4 protein-coding genes and 1 pseudogene are annotated in these 4223 nt (G+C 70.1%); 2 read left to right on the forward strand and 3 right to left on the reverse strand.

Annotated elements, in window-relative coordinates; genetic code table 11:
- Position 1 precedes the first annotated feature (1 nt).
- Both PKE44_RS15730 and PKE44_RS15735 read right to left on the reverse strand, forming a co-directional pair.
- Complete coding sequence (locus tag PKE44_RS15730; RefSeq protein ID WP_324553014.1) at positions 2-1009, reverse strand: hypothetical protein; 1008 nt, start codon at positions 1007-1009, stop codon at positions 2-4.
- A 45-nt stretch (positions 1010-1054) separates the two neighbouring features.
- Positions 1055-1852, reverse strand: coding sequence for a pentapeptide repeat-containing protein (locus PKE44_RS15735; RefSeq protein ID WP_324553017.1), 798 nt, complete (start codon positions 1850-1852; stop codon positions 1055-1057).
- 277 nt (positions 1853-2129) lie between these two features.
- Between PKE44_RS15735 and PKE44_RS15740 the strand changes: the two genes are divergently transcribed.
- On the forward strand, positions 2130-3071 hold the full coding sequence (locus tag PKE44_RS15740; protein WP_324553019.1) for a methyl-accepting chemotaxis protein: 942 nt from the start codon (positions 2130-2132) through the stop codon (positions 3069-3071).
- Positions 3072-3081: 10 nt separating this feature from the next.
- Here the strand turns inward: PKE44_RS15740 and PKE44_RS15745 are convergent, their stop codons facing one another.
- Positions 3082-3504 carry a VOC family protein gene (locus PKE44_RS15745; protein ID WP_324553021.1) on the reverse strand — a complete coding sequence of 141 codons (423 nt, stop codon included), beginning with the start codon at positions 3502-3504 and terminating at the stop codon, positions 3082-3084.
- Positions 3505-3912: 408 nt separating this feature from the next.
- Here PKE44_RS15745 and PKE44_RS15750 point away from each other — a divergent pair.
- A pseudogene (locus PKE44_RS15750) lies at positions 3913-4223 on the forward strand (catalase-peroxidase); the annotation flags it as partial.

Genomic DNA, 4223 nt, shown 5'->3' on the forward strand with positions numbered 1-4223 from the left:
ATCACCACTCCGGCAACATCGCCTTCGCCGGCGCTTCGAGATCGACCCCGGGAATGCGCACCAGCACCGGCACGCGCCGGAGTCCCTGGGCGAAGGTGGCTTCCTCGAAGTCCACGTCGTCGCCGGGCAGGTTCGGGTCGTCGAGGCGGATGCCTACGCGGTCGAGTCGCAGCTGGCGGTGTGCGACCGTGATCAGGGCTTCCGGGGCGGACAACACCTCGACGATGCGCGTCAGGTAGTCATCGAGCGTCGCCGTGTCGGCGACTGCGGCCTGCAGCTGCTCCTCGATGTCGGCGAGTTCCTGCTCGGCGGCGCTGCGGTCGGCGTCGTTGCTGCCCTGGCCGGCGATGGCGCCGAGGCCGCGGTGGGCGCGGTCGAGCGCGCGCAGCTTGCCGAGGTGCAGGCGGTAGCGGGTTTCGAGTTCCTCGCGCCGTTCGCGCAGCTCGGTCAGGCGCTCCAGCGCGCGCTGCACGCAGTAGTCGAACACGATCCAGACCACGGCCTCGCGACAGCCGGCTTCGTTCGCGGCCGGGGCGAGAAACACCGGACGGGTGAAGTTGACGACGGTCTGCGGCACGTCGCGGTGCAGCACGCCGTTGTCGAGCTGCACGCCGAAGCTGCCGCGTTCCTCGCAGGTCAGGGCCAGCAGCACGTACAGCGCCGGCGCGGCGTGGCCGTGTGGCGTGGCCAGCCAGTCGCGGATGGTCGGGTCTTCGTTGATCGTGCGGCCGATGTCATCGGCCGAGCCGAAGCAGGCGTGGATCAGCGGATCGCGGGCGAAGGCTTCGCGATCGAGGCGGTGCGGGGCGGCCAGCGCCGCGACGCAGGCGCGCGCGTGTTCGAGCGCGGCCGCAGCGGCCGGCGCCAGGCGCTCGCGATGATCGGGCAGCAGCTTCAGGCGCGGATCGGTACCGGCGATGATCCGGGCGATCGCGGTATCCAGTCCGGCGACATCGTCGAAGGACGGCGTCTCGTCACCGGTGAACAGCGTGCGCAAAAAGTCGAACATGGCGGCGGCTCCGCTCGGGCAGGGGGAAATCCGGGGCAGGGGCGCTCAGTCGCACTGACCGACCGAGCCGGGACGGCAACGGCGGCGATCGGTCCAGATGCAGTCGCCGAGTCTGGCGCCGTCGAAGCGTGCGCCGTCGATGCGTGCGCCGACCAGCGAGGCGCCGGTCAGATCGGCCCCGGAGAAATCGGCGCCGTCGAGGCGGGCGCCATCGAGGCGCGCACCGGCGAGATCGGCGCCGGTGAAGCGGGTGCGCTCGGCGCTGGCACGCTGCAGGCGGGCGGAACGCAGGCTGGCGCCGTCGAAGCGTGCGTCATCGAGCACGGCCTGTTCGAGCCGGGCGCCGTTGAGCCGGGCGCCGTCGAGCACGGCCTTGCCGAGCTGGGCCTGATAGGCGTTGGCAGCGCTGAGATCGGCACCGGTGAAGTTCGCGCCGGCGGCCTGCGCGCGTTCGAGCCGGGCGCCGTCGAGCCGTGCGCCGCTGAAGTTCGCAGCATCGAGCGTGGCCGCGACGAAGCGGGCGTTGCTGAGCGTGGCCCTGGTGAAATCGGCGGCGGCGAGGCGGCTGCGGCCGAAATCGGCATCTTCGAGCTGCGCACCGGCGAAGCGGGCGGCGCTGAAGTCGGTGTACTCCAGAACTGCGCCGCGCAGGTCGATATTGCCGAGATCGGCTCCCGGTTGCGCACAGCCGTACCAGTTGACGCGCCGCGCCGGCGCATCGGTGCAGGCCGCGGACGCGATGCCGGCAGTCAGCGCAAGTGCAAGCGCGACGACGCAGGGCAGTACGCCGGCGGGCCGGGACGGGGGCGGGACGGTCAGGACAGGCTGCGGGCACGCAAACATGGCTCGGGCACACGGTGGCGGGCGGATCGGTCGCGCAGCCTAACGCGAAGCGTCGCCGGCGTGCGCGCCGATGCGGGTGCGATGAAATGGCGGTAACAGGCTGCACGGCCCCGGGCCGGCAGGGGAACATGATCAGCGGCGACCGGAGCGACCGGTGCCGTCCACATCGTGCATCCGGGCCGGCGGAGGCTGGTTTCCAGACGCACGGGCAGGTCCGGCCGGACAGGCCGGGCCAGCCATACAGGCCAGACCAATAAAGCGAGAAGGGGTATACGACATGGAAACCGGAAAGACCTCCGGAGGGCTGCCTCCGGATTTCGAGGGGCTGCATGCCTGCATCGATCACCTGCCCGGCAACGTCATGCTGGCGGATGCCGGTTTCATTCTGCGCTATGCCAACCGCGCGGCGCTGCGCACGCTGCGGCTGCTCGAACCTGAAATCCAGCGGGTCTTCGGCGTGCGCTTCGAGCAGTTGCTGAACGGCTCGATCCATCGCTTCCACCGCGAGCCCGAGCGCATCGAGCGGCTGCTGCGCGACTACGCGCAGACGCTGCCGCGCGAGGCGAGCTTCACGTTCGGCAGCGTCACGCTGCGCACGCACATCAATGCCGTGCTCAGCGACGGCCGGCTGCTGGGGTACTGCGTGATCTGGGACGACATCAGCCGCGAATCCGCGCTGGAGGCGGAAATCGCCCTGAGTCGTGAACGCGCCGGCCAGCTCGCCGCCGACCTGCTGCACCGGCTCTCCGAGCTGCGCCTCAGCGTCGAGGAGATCGCACGCACCTGCACGCAGGTCGTCGAGGTCGCGACCCGCGGGCGCGTGGCCAGCGACCTGGCCGCCAGTTCGGTCGGGCGGCTCGGCCAGCAGGGCGAGGCGATCGGGGGCGTGCTCGACCTGATCGGCAAGGTCGCCGAGCAGACCAAGCTGCTGGCGCTCAACGCCGGCATCGAGGCTTCGCGCGCCGGCGAGGCCGGACGCGGCTTCGCGGTGGTCGCGCGCGAGATCAAGGATCTTGCCGCCGCGACCGCCGGCGCGACCGGCGACATCGCCAAGCGCATCGGCACGATCCGTGACGGCGTCGAGGTGACCGTCGAAGCGATCGAGGCGCTGCGCCGGATCATCGACGAGCTGCATCACCTGCAGACGCAGGTGGCAGCCGCGGTCGAGGAGCAGTCGGCGGTGGTCGCCGAGCTGGAGCGCGCGCGCCTGCAGCCGTGAGCCGGGCGGATCAGGCCTGCGGCAGCCGTGACGGGTTCCACGCGATCTCCCACAGATGCCCGTCCGGATCGCGGAACCAGCCGGTGTAACCGCCCCAGAAGGCCGGCGCGCCCGGCCGGACGATCTGCGCACCGGCCGCCTGCGCCTGCGCGAGCAGCGCATCGACTTCCTCGATGGTCGTGACGTTGTGCGCGAGCGCGAAATCCGTGGTGCCGGGCGTTCCGGCGACGCTGCCGGTTTCATGGGCCAGACTCGCGCGCGGCCACAGCGCCAGCGCCAGGCCGCCGGCCAGCTCAAAGAACGCGACGGCACCGTGCTCGAATTCGCTGCCGACGATGCCGTCCGTCGGCAGGCCGAGGCCGTCGCGGTAGAACCGCACGGCGCGTTCGAGATCCTCGACGGCCAGCGTGATCATCGTCAGGTGTGCATGCATGGCGGCGGTCTCCGTTCGGGGTCTGCAGCCCTCGACCTCTGAATATGGCAGGACGTGCGTCGTCGTGCCGGGAGAATCCGCATGCCGGTCCTGCGCGCAGAAGCCGTTTTCAGCCGGCCGGACGGGATTGGCGGCCGGAAAGCATGAAGTTTTCGCGGTGAAATGCAGGAATTCTGAAACCCGGCCGTGCCGGCAATCGGCATCGGACGGAAGGTATTACCGGAACCGGCATCTGCCGTGATCCATCGCTGCGGGCCGCAGCGGCATTCGGGCGTCATCCCGCATCAACCATCGCGGCAGGCTATCGCGGGCTTTGGCAGGTTCAATTGGTCGCACCGGTGGGCGGGCGGCTATACAGACCGGGCCGGACCCGCAGTACGAAACCAGAACGCAAGTGGAGATGACGAGATGTCCGAAAGCCAATGCCCGTTCCATCACACCTCCGGTGGCGGCACGTCGAATCGTGACTGGTGGCCCAATCAGCTGAATCTGGACATCCTGCGCCAGCACGCCGGCAAGTCCAGTCCGACCGGAGCCGGTTTCGACTACGCCAAGGCCTTCGCCGGTCTGGATTACGCGGCCCTGAAGCAGGACCTGCACGCGCTGATGACCGATTCGCAGGACTGGTGGCCGGCGGATTACGGCCATTACGGGCCGATGTTCATCCGCATGGCCTGGCACAGCGCCGGCACCTACCGCACCGGCGACGGCCGCGGCGG

Origin of the sequence: Plasticicumulans sp., from assembly GCF_035331805.1 — a bacterium.
Lineage (GTDB): Bacteria > Pseudomonadota > Gammaproteobacteria > Competibacterales > Competibacteraceae > Plasticicumulans.

Coding starts and splice junctions, on each gene's coding strand:
- PKE44_RS15730 (WP_324553014.1), bottom strand. CDS start 1,009: ATGTTCGACTTTTTGCGCACGCTGTTCACCGGTGACGAGACGCCGTCC.
- PKE44_RS15735 (WP_324553017.1), bottom strand. CDS start 1,852: ATGTTTGCGTGCCCGCAGCCTGTCCTGACCGTCCCGCCCCCGTCCCGG.
- PKE44_RS15740 (WP_324553019.1), top strand. CDS start 2,130: ATGGAAACCGGAAAGACCTCCGGAGGGCTGCCTCCGGATTTCGAGGGG.
- PKE44_RS15745 (WP_324553021.1), bottom strand. CDS start 3,504: ATGCATGCACACCTGACGATGATCACGCTGGCCGTCGAGGATCTCGAA.